At 57.0% G+C, this 21,139-nt stretch carries 12 protein-coding genes; 3 read left to right on the plus strand and 9 right to left on the minus strand.

Annotation, left to right across the window (positions count from 1 at the left end):
* Positions 1-85: 85 nt before the first annotated feature.
* From Mal65_RS22835 to Mal65_RS22845, 3 genes are all read right to left on the minus strand, one after another.
* Positions 86-1,021: a sulfide/dihydroorotate dehydrogenase-like FAD/NAD-binding protein gene (locus Mal65_RS22835; protein WP_145303086.1), complete on the minus strand. Its 936-nt coding sequence runs from the start codon at positions 1,019-1,021 to the stop codon at positions 86-88.
* Between the two features lie 188 nt (positions 1,022-1,209).
* Entirely contained in the window at positions 1,210-2,610 is a 1,401-nt protein-coding gene (locus Mal65_RS22840) for a sporulation protein (RefSeq protein ID WP_165701473.1), read from the minus strand.
* The gene (locus Mal65_RS22845) at positions 2,576-3,253 is read right to left on the minus strand and encodes a hypothetical protein (protein ID WP_145303091.1); all 678 of its coding nucleotides are present in this window, start codon (positions 3,251-3,253) and stop codon (positions 2,576-2,578) included. The genes Mal65_RS22840 and Mal65_RS22845 overlap by 35 nt, the downstream gene beginning before the upstream one ends.
* A gap of 124 nt (positions 3,254-3,377) precedes the next feature.
* On the opposite strand from Mal65_RS22845, the gene Mal65_RS22850 reads away from it, so the two are divergent.
* The gene (locus Mal65_RS22850) at positions 3,378-3,878 is read left to right on the plus strand and encodes a PH domain-containing protein (protein ID WP_196784387.1); all 501 of its coding nucleotides are present in this window, start codon (positions 3,378-3,380) and stop codon (positions 3,876-3,878) included.
* Here Mal65_RS22850 and Mal65_RS22855 read toward each other — a convergent pair.
* The gene (locus Mal65_RS22855; protein WP_145303094.1) at positions 3,875-4,753 is read right to left on the minus strand and encodes a hypothetical protein; all 879 of its coding nucleotides are present in this window, start codon (positions 4,751-4,753) and stop codon (positions 3,875-3,877) included. The genes Mal65_RS22850 and Mal65_RS22855 overlap by 4 nt on opposite strands.
* A gap of 187 nt (positions 4,754-4,940) precedes the next feature.
* On the opposite strand from Mal65_RS22855, the gene Mal65_RS22860 reads away from it, so the two are divergent.
* On the plus strand, positions 4,941-5,633 hold the full coding sequence (locus Mal65_RS22860; RefSeq protein WP_390621985.1) for an ABC transporter ATP-binding protein: 693 nt from the start codon (positions 4,941-4,943) through the stop codon (positions 5,631-5,633).
* A 30-nt stretch (positions 5,634-5,663) separates the two neighbouring features.
* Here the strand turns inward: Mal65_RS22860 and Mal65_RS22865 are convergent, their stop codons facing one another.
* From Mal65_RS22865 to Mal65_RS22875, 3 genes are all read right to left on the minus strand, one after another.
* Complete coding sequence (locus Mal65_RS22865) at positions 5,664-9,827, minus strand: non-ribosomal peptide synthetase (RefSeq protein ID WP_145303097.1); 4,164 nt, start codon at positions 9,825-9,827, stop codon at positions 5,664-5,666.
* Positions 9,824-16,540 carry a type I polyketide synthase gene (locus Mal65_RS22870; protein WP_145303100.1) on the minus strand — a complete coding sequence of 2,239 codons (6,717 nt, stop codon included), beginning with the start codon at positions 16,538-16,540 and terminating at the stop codon, positions 9,824-9,826. The genes Mal65_RS22865 and Mal65_RS22870 overlap by 4 nt, the downstream gene beginning before the upstream one ends.
* A 129-nt stretch (positions 16,541-16,669) precedes the next feature.
* The gene (locus Mal65_RS22875; protein WP_196784388.1) at positions 16,670-17,797 is read right to left on the minus strand and encodes an ABC transporter permease; all 1,128 of its coding nucleotides are present in this window, start codon (positions 17,795-17,797) and stop codon (positions 16,670-16,672) included.
* A 244-nt stretch (positions 17,798-18,041) separates the two neighbouring features.
* On the opposite strand from Mal65_RS22875, the gene Mal65_RS22880 reads away from it, so the two are divergent.
* A complete protein-coding gene (locus tag Mal65_RS22880; protein ID WP_145303103.1) occupies positions 18,042-19,112 on the plus strand; it encodes a S49 family peptidase in 1,071 nt (356 codons plus the stop codon).
* A gap of 25 nt (positions 19,113-19,137) precedes the next feature.
* Here Mal65_RS22880 and Mal65_RS22885 read toward each other — a convergent pair whose 3' ends face one another.
* Both Mal65_RS22885 and Mal65_RS22890 read right to left on the minus strand, forming a co-directional pair.
* Positions 19,138-20,013, minus strand: coding sequence for a hypothetical protein (locus tag Mal65_RS22885; protein WP_145303106.1), 876 nt, complete (start codon positions 20,011-20,013; stop codon positions 19,138-19,140).
* The gene (locus tag Mal65_RS22890; protein WP_145303109.1) at positions 20,010-21,113 is read right to left on the minus strand and encodes a M14 family metallopeptidase; all 1,104 of its coding nucleotides are present in this window, start codon (positions 21,111-21,113) and stop codon (positions 20,010-20,012) included. The genes Mal65_RS22885 and Mal65_RS22890 overlap by 4 nt, the downstream gene beginning before the upstream one ends.
* Positions 21,114-21,139 lie beyond the last annotated feature (26 nt).

The raw sequence follows: 21,139 nt of genomic DNA on the forward strand, positions 1-21,139 counted from the left end.
ATGAATATCAGTGGGAAATGTTGGGGACGGCCATTGATTCGCAGTATGAATGTCAACTGCATTCGGTAGGTCTTCAATGAAGCCGTCAAGAGTTTTCCGGTGATGTCACCGGCACGTCGCTTCGGCTGTCATCGCCTGAGCGGGGCCCGACTTCCGGATGGTGATGTTGCAACTGGCAGGATCGCGTGACGGATTCGGGTGGATGTTCATCGAATTCACGCAACGCTTCGGCTTCCTGGTCGCGATACAAATTGTTGCGTTTCATCAGAACATCAAAATCGACTTCGTGCGCATCAAACTCGGGGCCATCGACGCAGGCAAACCTTGCGCGTCCGCCGACCAGAACGCGACAACCACCACACATCCCGGTTCCGTCGACCATGATCGGATTCAAACTGACAATGGTGGGAATCTGGTGCGGTTTCGTAACGGCCGATACGGCACGCATCATGGGAACCGGCCCGATCGCCAACACACGATCCACGACGACGCCCGACTGTATCATTTGGTCCAACGCATCGGTAACGAATCCCTGGGTGCCCGCCGATCCGTCGTCGGTCATCACGTGCAATTGGTCACTGGTTTGTTGCATCGCGTCTTGCAGGATTAAGCGTTCGTGATCCCTGGCCCCGATGATGCTGATCACCCGATTGCCCGCCTGCTTCATGGCGACCGCGGTCGGGTAGGCGATTGCGGTTCCGACACCGCCGCCGATCACCACGACCGTGCCGAAGGATTCCACTTCCGATGGTTCACCCAGCGGCCCAACGACGTCGCGGATCGCATCCCCCGATTCAAGCGTGTTCAACCACCGAGTCGTTTTCCCGACCCCCTGGACGATGATCGTGATGTTCCCGTCCTGATCGCTGTCGGCAATCGTCAGTGGAATGCGTTCGCCGTGCTCGTCGATGCGAATGATCACAAACTGACCGGCGCGTCGCTTGCGCGCGATACGCGGTGCTTGGATGCGAAACAACTTGACGTCGGGCGCCAAGAAACGAGCTTCAACAATTGGAAACATCGAATCGTGGGGATGATGAAAAATGAAAAGCAACGGAACCAATGGATCCATTTTGTTGGCATAAGGATTCGCCCGACAGTGGATCAATCGCAGAAGTCGGCGATTCCCGCCCAGTTTCGCCAAGCTGCGACGATTCGTCCCGCCTTTAGCCTACGCCCTTCGACGTCGGCGGTGTTGCAGCGTCCTTTCTAGCTCGGCCGTTCCAGCCGCACTGCCAAGCGGCGGTGATCGAAATCCCAGCCGACCACCTTGGCCCGCCCCTGCCATCGCCGATTCCCCACCTGTTCGAATTCATCGGCCAGTTCACCGGGCACATACAACGTCATGGGCAACGGCGGATCGACGAACCTGGCCCACACCGCATGGCCGTCGGGGTAACCCAGTTGCCCATCGTCACCGCTGTACAACAAACGTCGTTCCACGATGACTTCCATGGGAAACGTCATCCCGGAAACAGCTTCCAGCAACAAATCAAGACGCTCTCGATCGCGGCGCGCGGCGTAAAAATGGGACGCTGTTTCATCGAAAGTGATTTCATCCTCAGGCGAATCGCCTGCCACGCGCGGCGTCGACACCGACGCCCCCGGATCGACGGCACCGTCCGCGGCATCGGACCGTTGCGGTGGGACCACGTGGATTGCCTCGCTATGTCGCCAATCGGGCCAGCGTGGAATGACGATCCGTATCGAAAGCGCCCACCGAATTTGATTGTCACCCAGTTTCAGTGTGTACGCATCGGTCGACGGCAACTGGAATTCAAACGGAATCGATGTCCGCACGCCCGGTAAGACTTTGATGGATTGCCGTAGCGTTTCGGAATGAGTCCGCAGCGTGTGTTTGTGCGTCTTCTTGTTACTGCCGCTGCCGCTGACACAGACTTCTTGCCCGGTCAGTTCCGCTGTGACAGCATCCAGCAGAACCGCCTTCTTGGGAGACAAATGCAGATTTCCGGCGATCGGCGATCCCGGCGTCGCCACAGGCGAATCCAACACGCAATCCACTTCACCCAGCACCATGCGTGGCATCACGTGCCGTACGAAGTAGAACGTCCCGGCGACCATCGCGAAGACTAAAACAATCGCCAGAATCACCGGGTTGGCAATCAAAACGACAAACACAAATGCCAAAAACGCAAAGAAGACGACCGCCACCAACCCGGCGATCCAACCACCGACTTTGTGAGCCGTAGGTTTGACTTCGGCGCTCTCCGGCGCTCCCGATGCGGCGACGCGGTACTGGCAGGAAGCCTTTGGATCGAACGCCCAAGAGATTTTTGCCTGTGCATCCACGGCATGATTCACCGTCAAGTAGTGACCGTGATACGTCGGCGGCCAACCTGCCACCGCTAGTTCAAACGGATACTCCAGTGTTTGTCCCGCTTCCCAAGTTCCGCTGAAGGCAACAACAGATTCCGTTTCACCTCGCGATACGTTGCCTCGGCCTTCGGTCCGCCACCCCGACCGAATCTGCAATGCGTTGCAACGCACCTCCGCATCGACGTCCACGCGCACACGCCCCGCAACCGTGTCGCCGGCGTAATAGATTCGATCGGGATCATCCAAAATCACCGTCAAATTGCATTTCGCCATGGTCTGTGGGTCTCGGTAAGAATGCTCGTGCTTGGGTCCATTCGTACAAATGACTTTCGATCGCGCGTACATCAGAACCGAATCGTTGAATCAGGTCTTCGGCGGTACGGCGACGGATCTTGGGAACCGGCCCCTCAAACAGTCGACAGTGTTCGATCCGCCGGTTCAATATTTTGCACAAGTGATCCGCGGTATTCTGATGTCCCAATCGAATCGTGCGTACCCGATATCCTGCACCGCGCAGCGATCGTGACATGTCGCGATGCGTTCCCAACACCAAAGGCAATCCCGAACAAATCACCTGAGTCCGGATTCGACGCGGGACCCGTTGGAACTCGTCGATCAAAAGCGGGCGTGCCACGGGAATGCCGGGACAAGGTCCATCCACGGGCATGTAAACGTAGGCGGAGTCCGACCAACGGCGATGCAACCCAAGCATCTGGCTGGTCTTGCCACGCCCGCATTTTCCGATGAACTGCCATGCTTGAAAGTCACTCGGCATCGGCTGTCGTTCGAGATCGTCCAGCAAAACAGCCAATTCCGCTCGCTCCGACCGCGTCAGTTCTCCGAACGGATTGCGGTTCAAGTTCCAGGCCTGCCACGGACGCCAACCGGTCACGGAGATCGTCGAATCGGTGCTCATCAGTTTTCGGTTTGCATCCAGCTTCGAGGGGATTGGCACGGCCACGCGACCGATCTTTGATCCCCCGCATCCACGCACGGGGTCTAACGACGGTGCAGCGACGTATTTATGATTCGAAAGATTAATGATCCTTCACGCCGACAGCCTTCACCGTTTTCGTTTTGGTGTCCACCGTATGCCGGAATCCAGTCTTCCCCACCGACACCCCGAAGTGTTCCCCTCGGCAATCGACCGATGGCTCATTCTAGTCGTCACAGCCGGTCCCTTCATCGCGACGGCCGCAGGCATTCACACTTGGCTGCATGGGAATCCGAACGATGCGGCGATGTTATTTCTGGCCGGCGCCGGAGCGTTGCTCCTGACACTGCTGTTCATGTTGCCGTGTCGCTACACATTGTCCGATGACACGCTGGCGATACGTTGCGGATTGATCGTCTTCCACGTCCCGGTCAATGAGATCACTGACCTGCGTCCGACCAGCACGCTACTCAGTGGTCCGGCGCTGTCACTGCGTCGTGTGGAGATCAAAACCCGAAACCGCCGCTACATCGTATCGCCTCGCGATCGCGAGCGATTCATTTCAACACTGCGTGCAGCGGCCAAGTTGCCGGATGCCTCCTTCTAGTCGGCATCACTTTGATTCGGTGACGATGAATCCTGGGTCTGTTCCGCAATCTTTCGATTCAAGTGTGTCACCAATCGGGCCAGTGTCGTTCCATCGTACTGTCGCCTGACCGCAAAATCCGACAACGATGCGTTCCACGACAGGTCAATTCCAGGCGGCAGGTTCACCAGTGCGAATCCACGGCGGCTGGGGATGCCCAAGAAGAAATGATCTTGGTCCACATGAATGACACGATCCTCACGCGTCCCACCGGGCACCAGCCGGATTGGTTCTTTCATGTTGCGATAATCGCCCTGCTGATCATCGCCGGACATCAACCAGTTGGCCATCATCGTTTTACCGGTGGATCGGTCGATCCAAACCAGATGCCTGGAAAGCAGTTCCAAGTGCTTGCCGAAACGATGATAGATTGCCGGCACATCAAAGATCATCAAGGTGGACGTGTGAACCACCACTCGGGTCTCAGTCAGGTGGCTTTCGTTCTCGCTTAAGACTTGCCCTTCGATGAACCCCAAGGATGCTCCCAAACGTGATGCGCTATCTCCGTCGATGACCGTCAGCCGGCCGTTGATCGGATAGCTGTACCCGATTCCCACACCGTGCAAATGAAATCGTTGGTCTTCATCTTCCTGGACCACTTTTGCCATCAGCGTCAAACGAAATTGCGACGCGGCATCTCGGATCGCGGGACTGACCAAATTGACATCGCCGGCAGCAATCCGTGGCTCGGCAACCAGCAGCACACGGTTCCAAGTGCCGGTTAGCGACGCATCGTCCGATTGCCCGCTCGATACCTCGCCAGGCTCGACATCCGGCGGTGGTTCAGGCACAACCAAACCGGGCGGCAAACGCGAAAGGGGTGCCGCATGAAGCATCGGTCCTTGTGAAACGACAAACGTGGTAAAAACACAGGACACTATCAGCACCGTGCTCAAAAAGCCCGATCTGGGTGTCTTTGTCCGTCTGCGATTCGTCCGAATTCGACTGGACCATATATCTGAAATCAGCGTCTTCGGGTTTGGCCTGAAGCCGTCACTCCATCGGTTCACCGTGGGAACTCCTTTGAATCAAACAACCCCCGATCCTACTGATACTAACATCGTGGAAATCCGCGACGTCAGCAAGCATTATGCGGATGGTGATGTCAAAGCATTGGATGACGTCAGCCTGCAGATCGCCAAAGGTGAATTTGTTTCGATCGTGGGCCCCAGCGGCTGTGGCAAATCGACCCTGCTGAACATGATCGGAATTTTGGATCGACCCACCTCGGGCCGAGTCTATTTCGATGGCCATTGTGTCGATCCATCGATGAACCTGGACCAATTGCGGTCCGAAAAGATTGGCTTCGTCTTTCAATCGTTTCATTTGGTGCCCAACCTGACCGCCATCGAAAACGTCCAGTTGCCGATGCTGCCGGGTAAACTTGCCCCGTCGGCCCGCGTCGCCCGCGCAAAAGCCCTGCTGGATTCGGTCGGATTGTCGGATCGGTTGAATCACCGCCCCGCGCAATTGTCCAACGGCCAACGTCAACGTGTGGCCATCTGCCGTGCTTTGGCCAACGGCCCAAGTTTGGTCCTGGCCGATGAACCGACAGGCGCCCTGGATTCACAGGGGGGGCGCGCGATCATGGACATCTTGGAAACGATCTGCCACGATTCAGCCGCCACCCTTGTAGTGGTCACTCATGACGAAACTTTGGCCGAGCGAGCCGATCGACAAATCCGACTGTGTGACGGGAAAATCTTCAGCAACTAGCCCGACAGTCGATGTCTCTAGCGGCCCCGGTCACTGACATCCCAGATCATTGGCCGCCCAAGTCGCCACGTGAGGCATCGAAAGCATGCTGTGGTGATGCCCCGGGACCCACAAAACGTCCAGTGAATCCGTCCAAGCCGACCATCCGCGGTCTTCCGGACCAACCGATTTCACCGGAACGTCCCGTGGTCGCACCAGGGTGACGGGCACATCGATTGGATCCATCACATAGCCGGAAGCCAACTGCACGTGATGATGAAACAGCCGCTGCAGGTCTTGCAGGGTCTGTCGCACCACACCCTCCGGTGCATCGTCCCGCAACACACCAAGCTTTTTCGCATGATCCCACAAAAACGGCAGTTGTTCCTCTGGTGCCAATTCACTCAGATCTTGCAGCGTCATGTCCAATCCATATTCACGACCAATCTGGGCCGGCGAATTCGAACTCGCTGATGGATCGGACGCCGCGGCGTCCAAGGTGGTGTCGAACAACCAAAGACGCTGAACCCGTCTTCCCCGCCGCATCAACTGGCGTGTCAATTCCACCGCAAAGATGCCGCCCAACGACCATCCACCGACCGAAACCATGCCGTCGGGACACGTCCGATCGATTGCCGCCGCGTACTCATCCGCCATCTCAACAACAGTCGCCGGCAAACGCTCATCTCCGTGCAGTCCCCGTGAACGAACTGCATACAGTGGCTGGTCCGGATGCACCGCTGATGCCAGGTCTCGATAACAGACCACGATTCCACCCGGCGGGTGGACTAGGAACAAGGGGGTTCGGTTGCCGCTAGGTTTCCAAGCGGCAATCAATGGATCGGAACCAACGCCGGCTTGATCACGACCGTTCGCTGCCGTGTTTTTTCGAAAAACATCGACGCCAAACCTTGCCTCCAGTTGGCTCGGATAAAGGTCAAGCAGTCGTTCGCTCATCGTCCGAATGTCGGCAAGATCAAACACCAACGCGGGCGGAACGCGGACGCCAAGTTCATCGCTAAGTCGCGAGGTCAGCGTCGCAGCCAACAGAGAACTACCGCCAAGATCAAAGAAGTTCTCTGACGTGCTTACGGAATCGGTTTGCAGCACGTCCGCCCATTGTTCGGCCAGGTAAGACTCCAGCGGTCCTTCCGGTTCAATGCAACTGATTTCGGATCGTTCCGTTGACTCCAACGCGATCTGTTTCAATCGCCGACGATTAATCTTGCCACCCGACGTCCTAGGAATCGTCGCGATGCAGTGCACTTGGTCGGGACGTTTGTACTTTGCCAAACGTTCCGCGTTTCCGACCAAGTCGGAAGCCGATTCAGTCACCACAAAGATGTGCAAACGAGCCTCGCTGCCGGTTCCGACAATGCATGCGGCGGCATCCTGGACGGCGTCCATCTGCTGGTACGCTCGCTGCACTTCCGACAAATCGACCCGATAACCGCGAAGCTTGGCTTGATCATCGATACGCCCCAAAAACATCAATTGCCCCTGCGCGTTGATCCAGCCTCGATCGCCGGTCAAATACGCCCGTGTGGTATCGGTCGATTGATCCGGCCCTTGCTGATGAACACGGTTCATTGACCAACAGACGAATCGCTGATCGGTCAACGCATCGTCGTCCAAGTAACCGTCCGCCAGTCCCGGGCCCACGATGACGATCTGGCCTGGAATGCCGTCGGGAACGCCCTGTCCCGCTTCGTCGACCACCACCACGCGACTGTTGGCGACTGGACGCCCGATCGGTATGGGACGCCGAACATCTGCTTGAAAGTCGACACGGTAGGCCGTCGCTTCCACAGCCGTTTCGGTGGGACCGTAGAAATTCCAAAGTTCGGCATCGGGAATCTTTGCGACTTGCTGTACCAAGTCGTCCGTCAAATCCTCGCCGCCCGACCAAACCTGTCGGATCTGGCAATGGGCCATATCCAAACGATCCAACACTGCGGCGACCATTCCCGGAGTCCCCGGTAACACGGTCACCCGGTCACGATCGACCGCCTGCACCACAGATGCCAAGTCCAAAGCGGACGATTGCCAAACCAAACGTGATCCTTGGTCCAACGTTGCCATCATGACGCCAAACCCGGCATCGAATTGGACCGACATCCACGCAAGCACCGCGTCATCGGCGGACAGCGGCACCGCCGCGCGTCGCCACGCCAGTGTATTGCCGATCGCCCGATGACTGACCTGCACACCTTTCGGCCCTGACGTGGAACCCGACGTGTAAATCACATAAGCCAAGTCGTCGCCGGCGATTGCGGGCAAGCGATCGCCAGACGATTCAGTCGTCGAGATCGCTTCTTCCAAGTCCCAGACTTCCAACTGCTCCACGCGTCCCAAAGCCTGTTCAAAGTATTGACGCCCCGGTGCATCCACGATCGCCAGTCGACACCCAGTCTGGCCAACCAGGTCATCGGCGGAAACCGATGCCATCGATGCATCCAATGGGCACACCGCAGCCCCGCTACGCAGAACGCCAAGCACCGCCGGCACCACCGCCGCGTTCGACCGACAAACGATCGGAACAACAGCACCGCGGCCCACACCCTGGTTGGCCAAACCTTTCGCGATCGACCGGCTGATCGAATCCAGTTTGCCGTAGGACCATGAACCGTTGTCCGATGTGATGGCAATTCGATCAGGAAACTGTGCACATGTTTGTTCGAAACCTTGAAGGATCGACTGAGGCGTTTGGACGTCAATGTCGCCAAAGATCCCAATGTCGTCCGATTCCGCCGATGCATCCGCAAGAGCCTGCAACAGTCGCACCCGGGGCTGCGTCACCAATTGATCCAGCAGACTTCGAAAATTGATCTCCATTTGCTGCATGCTTGCCCGGTCAAACAAATCACGACAAAAACAAAGCATGCCGTCGATCGTTTTGCCGGATGATTCAAACGCGAATTCCAGATCATAATGACACGTCGGATGGTCCACCGAAAACGCTTCCTGCAACATACCACCGACGTCGTGCCGCACATCGACTTGGCCGTGCTGAGGCATCAAAAACTTGGCGCGACCTGATTCGCTTCGGTCTTGTGAGTTTTCGAAGGTGCAAAGCACTTGCATCAGTGGCGATCGACTGACATCGCGAATTGGTGCCGCGTCACGAACGATCTCCGATAGCGGATAGGCTTCATGTTCCATTGCCGCAACCATTCGCTGTGCCGTCGCACGCACCAGATCATCGAATGTCGACGCATGATCGACATCCGCACGAATCGGCAAAACACCGCTGAACAAGCCGACGGTTTTCTCATATTTGCGTTGGCTTCTTCCCGAAAATGGGCTGCCCAGCAAGAAGTGACTTTGGGCGGTGTATCGATAAATCAAAACAGCAATCGCCGTCAGCAACACGGCGTTGATCGTAGCGCCACACCCTACCGCCAAGTCACGCAAGCGGCGTGTCAGTGTTTCATCCAGGTGCATTGGAATGACGTCGGCTTGTCCGGTGAATCGATCCGGACGCCGACGATCCAATGGCCAATCCAACACGTGATCGGCTTCATGACACTGCGTTGCCCAGTATTCGTGTAGCCGGTTGACCTGATCCGATTGCAAGAGCGTCTCTTGCTCGCGAACAAAGTCGCCGTAGTTGGCCGCTGCCGGTGGCAGATCGGGATCCCGGCCGTGCAAGATTGCGGGATAGATTGTCCGCAATTCGTTCATCAACAGAACGAGCGACCAGAAATCCGTGACAATGTGATGCGCCGTTGCCAAGACGATTTGGTCTTCGGGCGTTCGATCAAACACCGTCAGTCGCAAGAGCGGTCCATTGGCCAAATCGAATGGCTTCGCTACGTCGGTGAGAATTCGTCGACGGACCCAAGAGTCGTCCTGTCCTTTGGCCGGGCATAACACAAAACCCGGTGACATCGCCGGCTGCACCGTTTGCCGCAACTGTCCGTTGGATTCCTGAAAAGTGGTTCGCAGTGCCGGATGACGATCCACCAGCAATTGCATCGCCCGTCGAAGTGCATCCGCATCCAAAGGCGAACGAATCCGGGCGGGCAAGAACACGTTGTACGCCGACGATTCGGGGTCACGCTGATAAGCATGCCAGATGCCGCGTTGCTGTGCAGACATTGCGAACGACGAACTCGAAGCACGCCGTTTTTGCAGAATCCGCTTCAGAAGTTCGCGTTTTTCATCAGCGGTCAAACCCGCCATGTCCATTCCATCGGGTATCGATCGGGTCACAATGTTTCCGTTGATCCGGGATGCGTTTCATCCACGGAACTTTCGTCCATGATTGCCTGTTGGACACCCTCGGCCCCCACACGCGACAACCACTGGTCCAGTTCCTCTTCGCTCATTTGGTCGACATCGTCGGGGCTTACTTGGTCGACGTCACTGGTCGCCGAATCAGCAACCAAGCTCTGATGGTCGGCCTCATCGGAAGATTCGGTGACGGGTGTTTGCATCAACTGACGATCAACCGATGCCGTGATTCGACACAGATTCGCGTCGCTCATCAAATCCGAAATCGGCATCACAATCTCAAAGCGGCTCTCAATCCAGTTTCGCAACTCGACGGCCATCAATGAATCCAAGCCTAACTCCAACAGTGACCGGTCGGCATCCCACTGATCGGAACGCAGGCCCAATAACCCGTTCAATTTCGAACGCAGTTGGTCAGTGATTTTCGACTGGCGTTCGACCATATCCACTTGCCGCAACGCCCCCGCGTCAAAGACGTCGGCGGCTCCTGATTCGTGTCGAATCAAGTGGGCGAATCGAGGCGATACGTTGTCCGTCAGCCCCAAACCTCGCCACAACGACCAGTCCATTTTCAAAACGCTGCACTGGATCGAATCGCTGCGAATCAGTTCCTCTAGTGAACGCATCGCTTCGTCAATCGAAAAGCGCAGTACACCTTGGCGTTCCAATCGATCCCCCAACTCCTGACGCTGGGCCAGATAGCCGGCACCACCGACATGCCCCCAGTTGATCACCAACGCGGGCAACCCTTTGCATCGGCGATGCATCGCCAAGCCATCCAGAGCGGCATTGGCCGCTGAGTAATTGGCTTGGCCGGCATGACCAAAAATGCTGGACAAGGATGAAAACAGCACGAAATGGTCAATCGCTTGCGGAACCAATTCACGGTCCAGCGATGCCTTGTGCAGATTCCATCCACCCAGGATTTTCGGGTTCAAAACTTCGTTCAGAGTCGAAGCGTCCAAATCGATCAGCAATCGATCCTTCAAGACCATGGCCGTATGAAAGATCCCAGCCAGCGGAGGCAGTTCATCGCGAATCCGTTCCATCGTACGGCGGACTTGAACCGGATCGGTGATGTCCGTTGGAATGTGCGTTACTGTCGCACCGGCGGCACGAATCGCGTCAATCTGGTCGACCTGTTCATCGCTCAGTTTGCCCGATCGTCCCCCCAACACCAGATGACCGGCACCGTGCCCCGCCATCCATCGTGCCAGTTCCATTCCGAAACCACCCAGACCACCGGCAATCCAGTAGGTCCGATCGGAATTGAACAATGAAAGGTCGTTTGCGGATGTGGCGGACGACTCCGATGCAACCCCCTGATCCGGAAACACATCACCCGGTGCGTCTTCATAGCTGATCGCGACCTTGCCAATGTGCTTTGCTTTTTGCATCCATCGAAACGCTTCTCGTGTTTCGTTCGCCTTGAATGACTTCGTCGGCAACGGTTGCAATGTCCCGTCGTCAAACTGGGGCATCAGATCACGCAACATTTGGCCCATCATCTCGGGTTGTTCGGTGAACAACTGGTCCAAATCAATGGCAAAGAAGGCCAAGTTGTTTCGGAACGGCGTCAGGTTCAGCACCTGGTCCCCATAGATGTCTCGTTTGCCGATCTCCAAGAATCGGCCACCCGTTTTTAGCAATCCCAGACCTTGCCGGATGGCTTCACCGGGAAGCGAGTTCAACACGGCATCAACGCCGAAGCCATCGGTCGCGCGGCGGACGTCGTCGGCAAATTGCAACGAACGCGAATCGGATACCGAAGCAACGCCCAGACGCCGAACATGATCTCGCTTCTGTGGATTCCCCGCGGTGGCATGAACATGGATCCCCAATTGCTTTGCCAACTGGATCGCTGCCAACCCCACACCGCCACTGGCGGAATGTACCAACAGCGATTCCCCGCGATGCAAACGTGCACAGTGTTCGATGGCGTACTTGGCTGTCAGAAATGCAATCGGCAAACAGGCCGCCTGTTCCGGAGTCGTTGCTTGTGGCTTTCGGGCAACCAATCGCTGGTCCACCACCGCGTGCGTCGCGAAACTGCCTTTGGCGATCGCGACCACCGTGTCGCCCACTTGAAATTCCCCAACCAAACTTCCGACTCGCGTGACGCGCCCGCAACATTCGGCACCCAGCACCACCGGTCCGTCGGGCAATCCGGGGTAAAGATCCAACGCCTTCATGACGTCGCTGAAATTCAGTCCCGTCGCCAACACTTCAATCTCGACATCGCCATCGCCCAATTCGGCTGGATACTGGGCCACGTAATGCAGATCACCAATACCAACCGTCTTGCCCAACGCCAAACGTGAACGGCGGGAGCCCTTGGCGGAATTTGGAAGTGGCAATGAGGTGTGGGGAACATACCGCCGCACGAACCGCCTGGTTCCGCGGTACATCACTTCGTCTTCTTCGTCGTCCGTGGTCAATTCCTTGACCAACTGTTCGGTCGCCAACGTTTCATCTTCGATGGAAAGATCAACCAAACGCGTCGACATCGATCCAAATTCACTGATCAGCACGCGTCCCAATCCAATCGTCGGCGTCTGACAAAACTGCACGTCTTCCGGTTCGTCGTCGGTGGACTGTGCCCCGGTGGTCACGATGGTCAACCGCGGCTTGATCGTTTCGGAAACCGCACGTTTGGCGGTGTCCGCATGTTCCGGGCGACGATCCCATGCTTGGGCAAACAGCACCAGTGATTCGGTACTGACCGAAGTGGTTTGCCGCACCGCATGGACTTCTTGAATCTCATGATTCTTTGGCAGACCGGTCGCCCACAAATGCAACACGTCGCTGATGCTTTCGATGCCGACTTCATCCAACAGCCGATCCCAGTGCTCGGGCACACAAGGATCAATCGTCCAGCAACTTTGATTGCGTGAGAACGTCTGGCCGACGCGGACTTCGGCAATGTCGATTCCCATCATCCGCTGTCGCTGAATCAGATGCTGCGCGACACCAGTCTCGACGGCCATCACCAAGTAGCGACGTCGCCCATTCATGGAAATGCCATCGGACCGTTCCGTGTCCGGTGTTTGCCATTGGTACCGATACAGCAGATCGGATACGCCCTTGGATTCGGCGACGCCCGAAGCATTTCGGCTTTCGAAATCCTCAATCACGGCAACCAGTTGGCCGAACGAATCCCAGATCGTCAGTTCGCAAAGCATGCGATAGGCATCTTTGGACACGATCCGCGCGTGAACGGTCAATTCCGACAACCCGACATCCGACTGGGTTGCGTCCGGCAAATTCCACTGAACCCGACCCATCCGGCTGGGAAGATAAAGGTCTCCGACGTGGTGATCAAAATCTTGATCCGCGACCACCATGGCGTGGAAACAAGCGTCTAGTAACGCCGGATGCACGACGTAATCACCGGCCTGTGACAGCAGGTCATCTGGCAAGCAAACTTCAACGACGGCCTCATGTGACCGGCGACGGCCATGACGCACACCTTGGAACATCGCCCCATATTCCAGGCCCAGCCTGCTGCAATAGCGATAGCAGCGGGACTGAGTCACCGTTTCATCACAGCGATCCCAAACGGATTGAAAGTCTTGCTTGGATGAGGCGGGACGATCGTCATCGCTGACCCCCACCGTGGCAACCGATTGCCAGGGTTCCGTTGCGCTGGCACGGGAATAGAAGTTCAACCGACTTTCACGCGAATCGAAATCGACCGCTGTCCATTGCGGATGCTCGGCGTCCAGCACCATCGGCCGCAACAGACGAACATCCTTCAGACGTACAGCCTGCTCAGCCCCCTGTTGGCGGATCGCCGAAAGAGCACTTTCGATCATCGCCGCCGCCGGATACAGAACCGATTGCCGCACCCGGTGGTCGCCCAGGTAGGAATGTGTCTTCAACGACAGACGATTCTGCCACCTCGGCTCCGGTGCATCGACCAGATCTCCAAGTAGCGGATGATAGTCTTCCGGCAACCGAGTCTTTTTCGACTCATGCGATTCGTACCAGCAGTCTTCCTTTTGCATGACGTACCGCGGCAACTTGGCCCACGTCGTCTTGGAAGGAATAATCGCGTCCCAATCGATCGCCGCATCGACCGCGTACAGTTGGCAAAACGCACGCCGCATCGTATCGACTTCGTCTTCATCACGTCGCAATGATGCGACGGTGTGGATCTTTGACTTGCGCTGCGAAGCGCATTCATTGATCATGTAAGACAGCACAGGGTGTGGCCCGAGTTCCAGCGCCACTTCGACGCCCTGATCAACCACAACATCAATCGCATCGGCAAACAGAACGCTTTGACGGACGTTTTGCCACCAGTATTCTGCATCCAGTTCGGGTCCCTGCACGAGCTTGCCGGTGACGGTGGAAACCATTGGCAGCGACGGCGTCTTTGGCTGAATCGACGCTAGGGATTCCAGCAATTCGTCGCGCACCGGGTCCATTTGTGGGCTATGGAACGCGTATTCGACCGCCAGTCGACGTACGAACCGCCCGGCACGTTCCAACTGACAAGCCAACGACTCGACGGCGTCATCGTCGCCCGAAATCGTCACGCTTTCGGGTCCATTCACAGCCGCCAACGCAAGACGATCATGTTGCCCGGCAATACGGTCGGCCGCTTCGTCGGCACTGATTCCAGCGGCAATCATGCTGCCGCGCGACGTTGCCAAATCCATGGTCCGCCCGCGGTGAAACGCCACACGACAGGCATCGTTAAATGACAGGCCACCGCAAAGGTAAGCCGCAGCAATCTCGCCGACGCTGTGGCCAACCAAAACTGACGGTCGGACCCCCAACGTTTCCCACTGTGATGCCAGCGCCACTTGGATCGCGAACAAAGCGGGCTGAGCAATCTTGGTTTCATTCAATCGTGAATCGGCTTCGTCGCGATGAAGCTCTTCCAAGAGCGACCATTCGCCGTGACGCCCGATCTGCTGATCGCATTGCTGTAGTTTCTTGGCGAAAGCTCCGCCGGCGGCATACAAACGGCGGCCCATCGCCCAGTGCTGGGCCCCCTGACCACAACAGGCAAACAAAATCCCGGCCTGCCGACCGGTTCGGCTGATCGAACGCTGTGCGTCAGTCGTATCGACCGGGCCGCGCGATAGTTCGGTCGCCCAGCGATTCGTATCGCAACCGAAAACAACATGACGGTGACGCAAATGATTGCGATGGTGTACCGACGTGGCCAATACGGCGTCCATTTGGCATGACGCGCCGTCTTGGATCAAGAATTGTCCCCACCGGTCCATGTTTTCGGCCAAGGACACCGGTGATTGTCCGGAAATGGGCAACGGAACTCCCAGCTGGCCAAACTCCGATGCATTGACCTGTTGCTGACCAGGGTCCTTCGCTATGTGGTGCGATTCGCCAACGTCAAAGTCTTCGATAACCACGTGTGCGTTGGCACCGCCGTACCCAAATCCATTGATGCCGGCAATCCGTCGTCCTTCAATGGTCGGCCAATCTTGATTCTCCAACGGCAAACGCAATTGTCCGTCGGCTAAATCAATGGCTGGATTCAAACTGCGGAAGTTCAGCAGCTTGGGAATCGTTCGGTGACGCATCGACAGCGCGACCTTAATGATGCTTGCGATCCCCGCACCGGCTTCCAAGTGGCCGATGTTGGTCTTCACACTGCCGACATAACAGGGGTGTTTTCGCGCAGAATGACGACCAATAACCCCAGCAATTGCGGCAGCTTCGATGGGGTCGCCGACCGCGGTTCCCGTTCCGTGGGCTTCGACATAGCCGACCAACCCCGGATCGATTCCCGATTTCCGATAGGCGTGCCGCATCAAATTCATTTGCGCCTGCTGACTTGGCACGGTCATGCCATCGGTATGCCCGTCTTGATTCAGCGCGGTGGATCGAATGACACAATAGACCTGGTCACCGTCGCGCAGTGCATCATCCAAAGGCTTCAGCATCACCATGCCGGCACCCTCGCTGCGGACGTAACCGTCGGCGGATGCATCAAATGTTTTGCACCGGCCGTCGCTGGACAACACACCCAATTGGCTAAATGCGATATAGAAATCGGGCAGCAGAAGCGCATTGACGCCACCGACCAATGCCGAATCGGCTTGTCCGTCCCACATCGCCTGACAGGCCAAATGCAGCGCCACTAAGGACGACGAACAGGCCGTATCCACGGCGACACTGGGTCCACGCAAGTCGAAACAATAGCTGACCCGGTTGGCGGCGATGCTGCTGGACGCGCCGGTATTGCTGTAGGGACCGAGTACGGATCGATCGTGAAAGCTAAGTCCCGCGACGGCGTAATCAATGCTGCTGATCCCAACGAAGACCGCCGTTCTTGAACCGGCCATCGATTCGATTGGTTGTCCGGCGTCTTCCATCGCCTGCCATGCAGCCTGCAGCAACAGTCGCTGTTGCGGGTCCATTGCGGCGGCTTCGCGCGGCGAGATGCCGAACAGTTGCGGGTCGAACTCTCGAATCCCGTCGACAAAGCCTCCCCACCGACTTTGTGTTTTCCCGGGCACCGATTCGCCGGACTGAAAAAACTTTCTCAGGTTCCAACGATCCGACGGAGTGGACGAAATTGCATCACGCCCCTGGGACAACAACTGCCAGAACAACTCCGGATCATTCGCACCGCCGGGAAAACGGCATCCCAGTCCGACCACCGCGATGGCGGGCGGGCCGAGAGTGTTCGATGTAGATGGGCTGAAATCAATCACGTTTGACCGGGGATAACCGAGAACCAGGCCCCACAGACAGTTCAGCGAGCGTCGAGTCGTCAGAGGGACAGAAAATTTATGAATTATGGCTCACCCTAGGCGCCTGGCAAACCACAACGGCCACGCAGACTAGGCAAGATCGCGAAAAGCGTCCGTGGGCATCAGTCGTGCCGCCCGCACCGCCGGCAAAAGCGCTCCGATCACTCCAATCCCGATCCCGATCACCGATCCCTGGAACATGACCACGGGCCGAATGGATGGATTCAGCACCCCCGCAACTGCCGGCGAACGACTCATCAACCACGTCAGGACCACAGCACATGCGATGCCCGACAGCGTGGACGCCACCGCCAGCAAGCAAGATTCCCCCAAAATCATTGCCACCACGCGACGACGCGACCAACCAATCGCTCTCAAGATTCCGATCTCGCCGGTTCGCTCGACGACGCTGGTCATCATCGTGTTCAACGTCCCCACCGCACCGATCAAGATCGCGATCATGGACGTCATCCATGCCATCGCAGACGCGATTTGCATCCGCGTGTCGGTCGACACGAAATCCTCGGTCAGCAAAGGCAACAGCTTTGCATCCAAGGACTCAATCCGCCGGACCACTTGCCCGGCTTGCTGCTGGGTCGACGTCGGATCGATCACCACGTTGACATACGTGACTTGATCCTCGCGGCCGGTCAACGCTTGCAACTGATCCAGCGGCAATACCATCGACCCGTTTTCCCAAGTGCTGCGACTCGTGAAAACGTCAGCGACCCGGTACGGATCATCGAACAGTAGGACCGTGTCGCCGGGCTGCGTCTCCAAGCGATCGGCCAGATTTTTTCCCAACCAGACCCGGCGGTCTTTGGATTGGTCATTGCCGGACGACTGGAATTGAAAGTTATCCATCATCCACGAATCGGGTCGCAGCCCCATTGCCGGAATCCCGTACACGCCCTGTTGTTCCAGCGACAGCGTTTCCAACAACACGACCGCCGACTTTTGGACGCCCGGGACATTTCCGATCCTGTCGGCGATCGATGCGTCCAATGAACTACTCAAGCGGTCCGCTGCCCCCTGTCGCGAAACCACGATGTCGACCGAATGGCTGCGATAGACGCCCGCGAACGATTCCTTGAATCCCGATGCGATGCCAAGCAACGCGACGACGCTGGCAATCGCCGTGGTCAATGCGGCCAACGTCAGCAGCGATCGAAACGGACGGCGAAACAGGTTTTTCGCGATCAGGGATGTGAACCGCACGGGTCGGCTTTCCTTTGGTAAGACTTCAACTTTTTCGACAAAGATCCGGTCGCCCCGATCAATCCACTTTAGCCGGGGAACCCCCTTCGATCGGTCCGATTTGAACGACGGTATCGGATTTCGCGAAAAAGCCCACCATGCGGACATCCACATCACCGACATTGGTTTTCCGTTCGCCCCGTCACGATAGATGCGTCAATTCCGTGTTCTTACTTGCTTGCTGATTCTTCTGTTCGGTGGTTGCATGCACCGACCGTTTCCGGTCGCGATGCGCGGCATGATCGGCGGACGCATGCAAATGGACGGGAACATGAACGTCAGCGGCCGAACCGCGGTCGATGGCACGATGACTATGAACGGTGATCTGGTGACCAAGGTGAAGGCGGACAATACAGCGTCGGCACTTTCATCGGTCGTCGTCCAGGGATCGTCGGATTCACGGACCACAAAAATCGCAGTGATCGAACTGGATGGATTACTGGTCAATCGAAACTTGGGCGGCGTCGGGTCACTGGCGGAAAACCCCGTGGCGCTCTTTCGCGAAAAGATCCGCCATCTGGAACAAGATCCGACCGTCGATGCGGTGGTTTTGCGAATCGATTCACCTGGTGGCGGTGTGACCGCTGCGGAAATGATCGGTCACGACCTGCATCGCTTTCGCCAACGCACCGGTATTCCGGTCGTCGCCTGCTTGATGACTCATGGTGCCGGCGCCGCCTATTACGTCGCCACCCACTGCGACGCCGTTATTGCTCATGGCACGTCCGTCGTCGGTGGGATCGGCGTGATCTTGAATCTGTACAACATGGAAGACGCACTCGGTCAGTACAACATCATTGCGATTCCCGTGAAATCAGGATCACAGATTGATGCGGGATCCCCGGTACGAACGATGTCTGAAGATGAACGAGCAACGCTGCAGCAAATGGCCGACTCGTTTCATCAGATGTTTGTCGATCAAGTCAAACAAGCGCGCCCCGCGTTGGCCGGTCCCTCTGGCGGAACTGTCGACGACTGGTTCGACGGTCGCGTCGTGACTGGGTCCCAAGCCGCTCAAGCGGGACTTGTCGACCAGACCGGATTCATCGACGACGCGATCACGATGGCCGGTGATTTGGCGGGCATCGACACCGATGCATGTTCGGTCATCATGCTCCGGCGGGACAACGACCGCGCGTTCACGCCGCTGGACATCACCCCCGTGCGATCGCAGATCGGATCCATACTGCCGATTCAAGTCCCCGGGCTGGACCGCAGCGAACTGCCGACCTTCATGTACCTTTGGCAGATCGAGCCGAAGTTCTCCCATCCCTAGGCATCTGCCACGCTCAGGTCCCGCATCACTTCTTGGACATTTGACGGCGAAACTTTCGCGCCGCCTCTTGGATCAGAAGCGGGAACTTGCTGCGCAAGAAGTTGCTTCCGCCGAACCAGCCTTCGGGCTCGAACAACAAAAACCTTCCTTCCACCAAGCAAGCGTCCACGGGCTGGTCTTCTAACGTCGCCAAGGACAACAACTGCAAATAGCCACCGGCACCACGATAGGGCTTCGGATCGCCTGCCACTCGTTTGCCAACCGCATTGCGTTGCACGGGCGTCCAAACAGAAGCGTATGGCGACGCCGAATCAACGGACTTCAATCGCCAAACCATCAGGTAGGCGTCATCGGTAGAAATCGATTCCGCTTCGATGATCCCACTGACGACGACTTGATTCATCAGTGGCACTTTGGCCAAACCATAGTGCCGCCGTAGCAACGCATCGATTCCAGCCTTGGATAACGCCTCAGGCTCCAGATCGACAAAGTCTGCATCAGAATCGTCTGCATCAACGTCGCTAAACAAGTCACGCATCAGATCGCGGTCACGCAGCGTCACCAAAGGAACATGCACGACGAAACGAAAGTGAACGTGATGACCGATACGCTGTCCCGATCCGTCCTTAACGTAATCCAGATCCATCCAAACCGGTGCGACGACCGAATCACGCACCATTCGATCCCAAGACAGACGACCAGCCAGCGTGTCCACGTGCGGCGGCGTCTCCCAGTCCAAAGGATTTGGAACTGGATGCAATGAACCGTCGCCAAATTCAATTCCGGGATCGATCAATTGATCGATCAGCCCGTCATCGCCCAGGGCAACATTGCCATCGATGCCGACGATACAGCCCAACAAAAGACTGATTACGACCCAAAGACGTGCCAAAGCGTTCATTCGTAATTGTTGTTCCATTGTTGAATGCATTGGTGAACGATCCGAACCCCTTCGCCAACGGAGTACGATCGCCAATCCGGTGACTCGGGAAAAAACGCTTCTTTCAGCCGTCGTTTGGCCCCCGCATACCTGGCGTCGGTGGTCTGGATCTTGCCCGCCAGATGCAAATGATGGCACGCATTTTCGTCGCTCAGTGCCTTCAGCACTTTGGTCGAAGAATACGTTCCGAATTCCGCACAGGCGTACAAATAATCGCCCCCGACAGCGTGCCGACACCAGTTTCCAAAATCACCGCGCGGATGATAGGCCTTTTCCCCCATGTCTTCGGTCACCGTCGACGGATCGAACAAACGGGTCAGCCAGCGACGATGCCTGGGTGTGAATTGCCCCGACGGTAACAGAACCCAAGATTTCCAGGGGCCCAATCCAGTGTGGAAATCCATGTGCACCACCCGGCCAGCCGCGTCCAAACATTCCGCCAATACGCGTCGAATCAATTCGTGCTGAACGGCCGGCCCTTTACCACCAAAAAACAATCCCTGCGGGAATTCGTATTGCCCCGATGCAATCGCTTGACGCAACGCCGTTTTGGAATGAATCGCAATCAACCATGCGGCTCGCAACTGAAACAGGACATTGGACATCGGTTCGACTGGATTGATGATCGAATCTAGTTTTGGGTATAGCGATGCGGCCCCACTGTACGGTTCATCGTCCACCATAAAGTTGCGATTCAAGTCTCGGTTTTGTGGATCAAACCGACGCAGATTGGCAAAGCCCCATGGATTGACCGCGTGGATCAACACGACTTTGACATCTTGGGGAAACCCGTCCCGCGTCCAGTCGGCCAACAACCTTGCCTGCACCGCGGACCCCAAGAATCCTTCGACGCCGTGCACGCCGCTGGTCACCAACATGACCTGATCGGAGTCAAGCGATCCACCGACGGCAACATCAATGGTCAACAGGTCGCCGGCCTGTTCGTTCTGGCGAACGCGATAACTGACCGGACGGATTCCGGCGCGAGTCGCAAGTTCACAGAATCGATCACGTGCTTCGAAGTAGTCGTCGGAAACAGCGTCGTCGGGCGGCACGCTCATGCGAGACAACCTTGGAGATACACGGA

The sequence above is a fragment of the Crateriforma conspicua genome (genome assembly GCF_007752935.1).
GTDB classification, from domain to species: domain Bacteria; phylum Planctomycetota; class Planctomycetia; order Pirellulales; family Pirellulaceae; genus Crateriforma; species Crateriforma conspicua.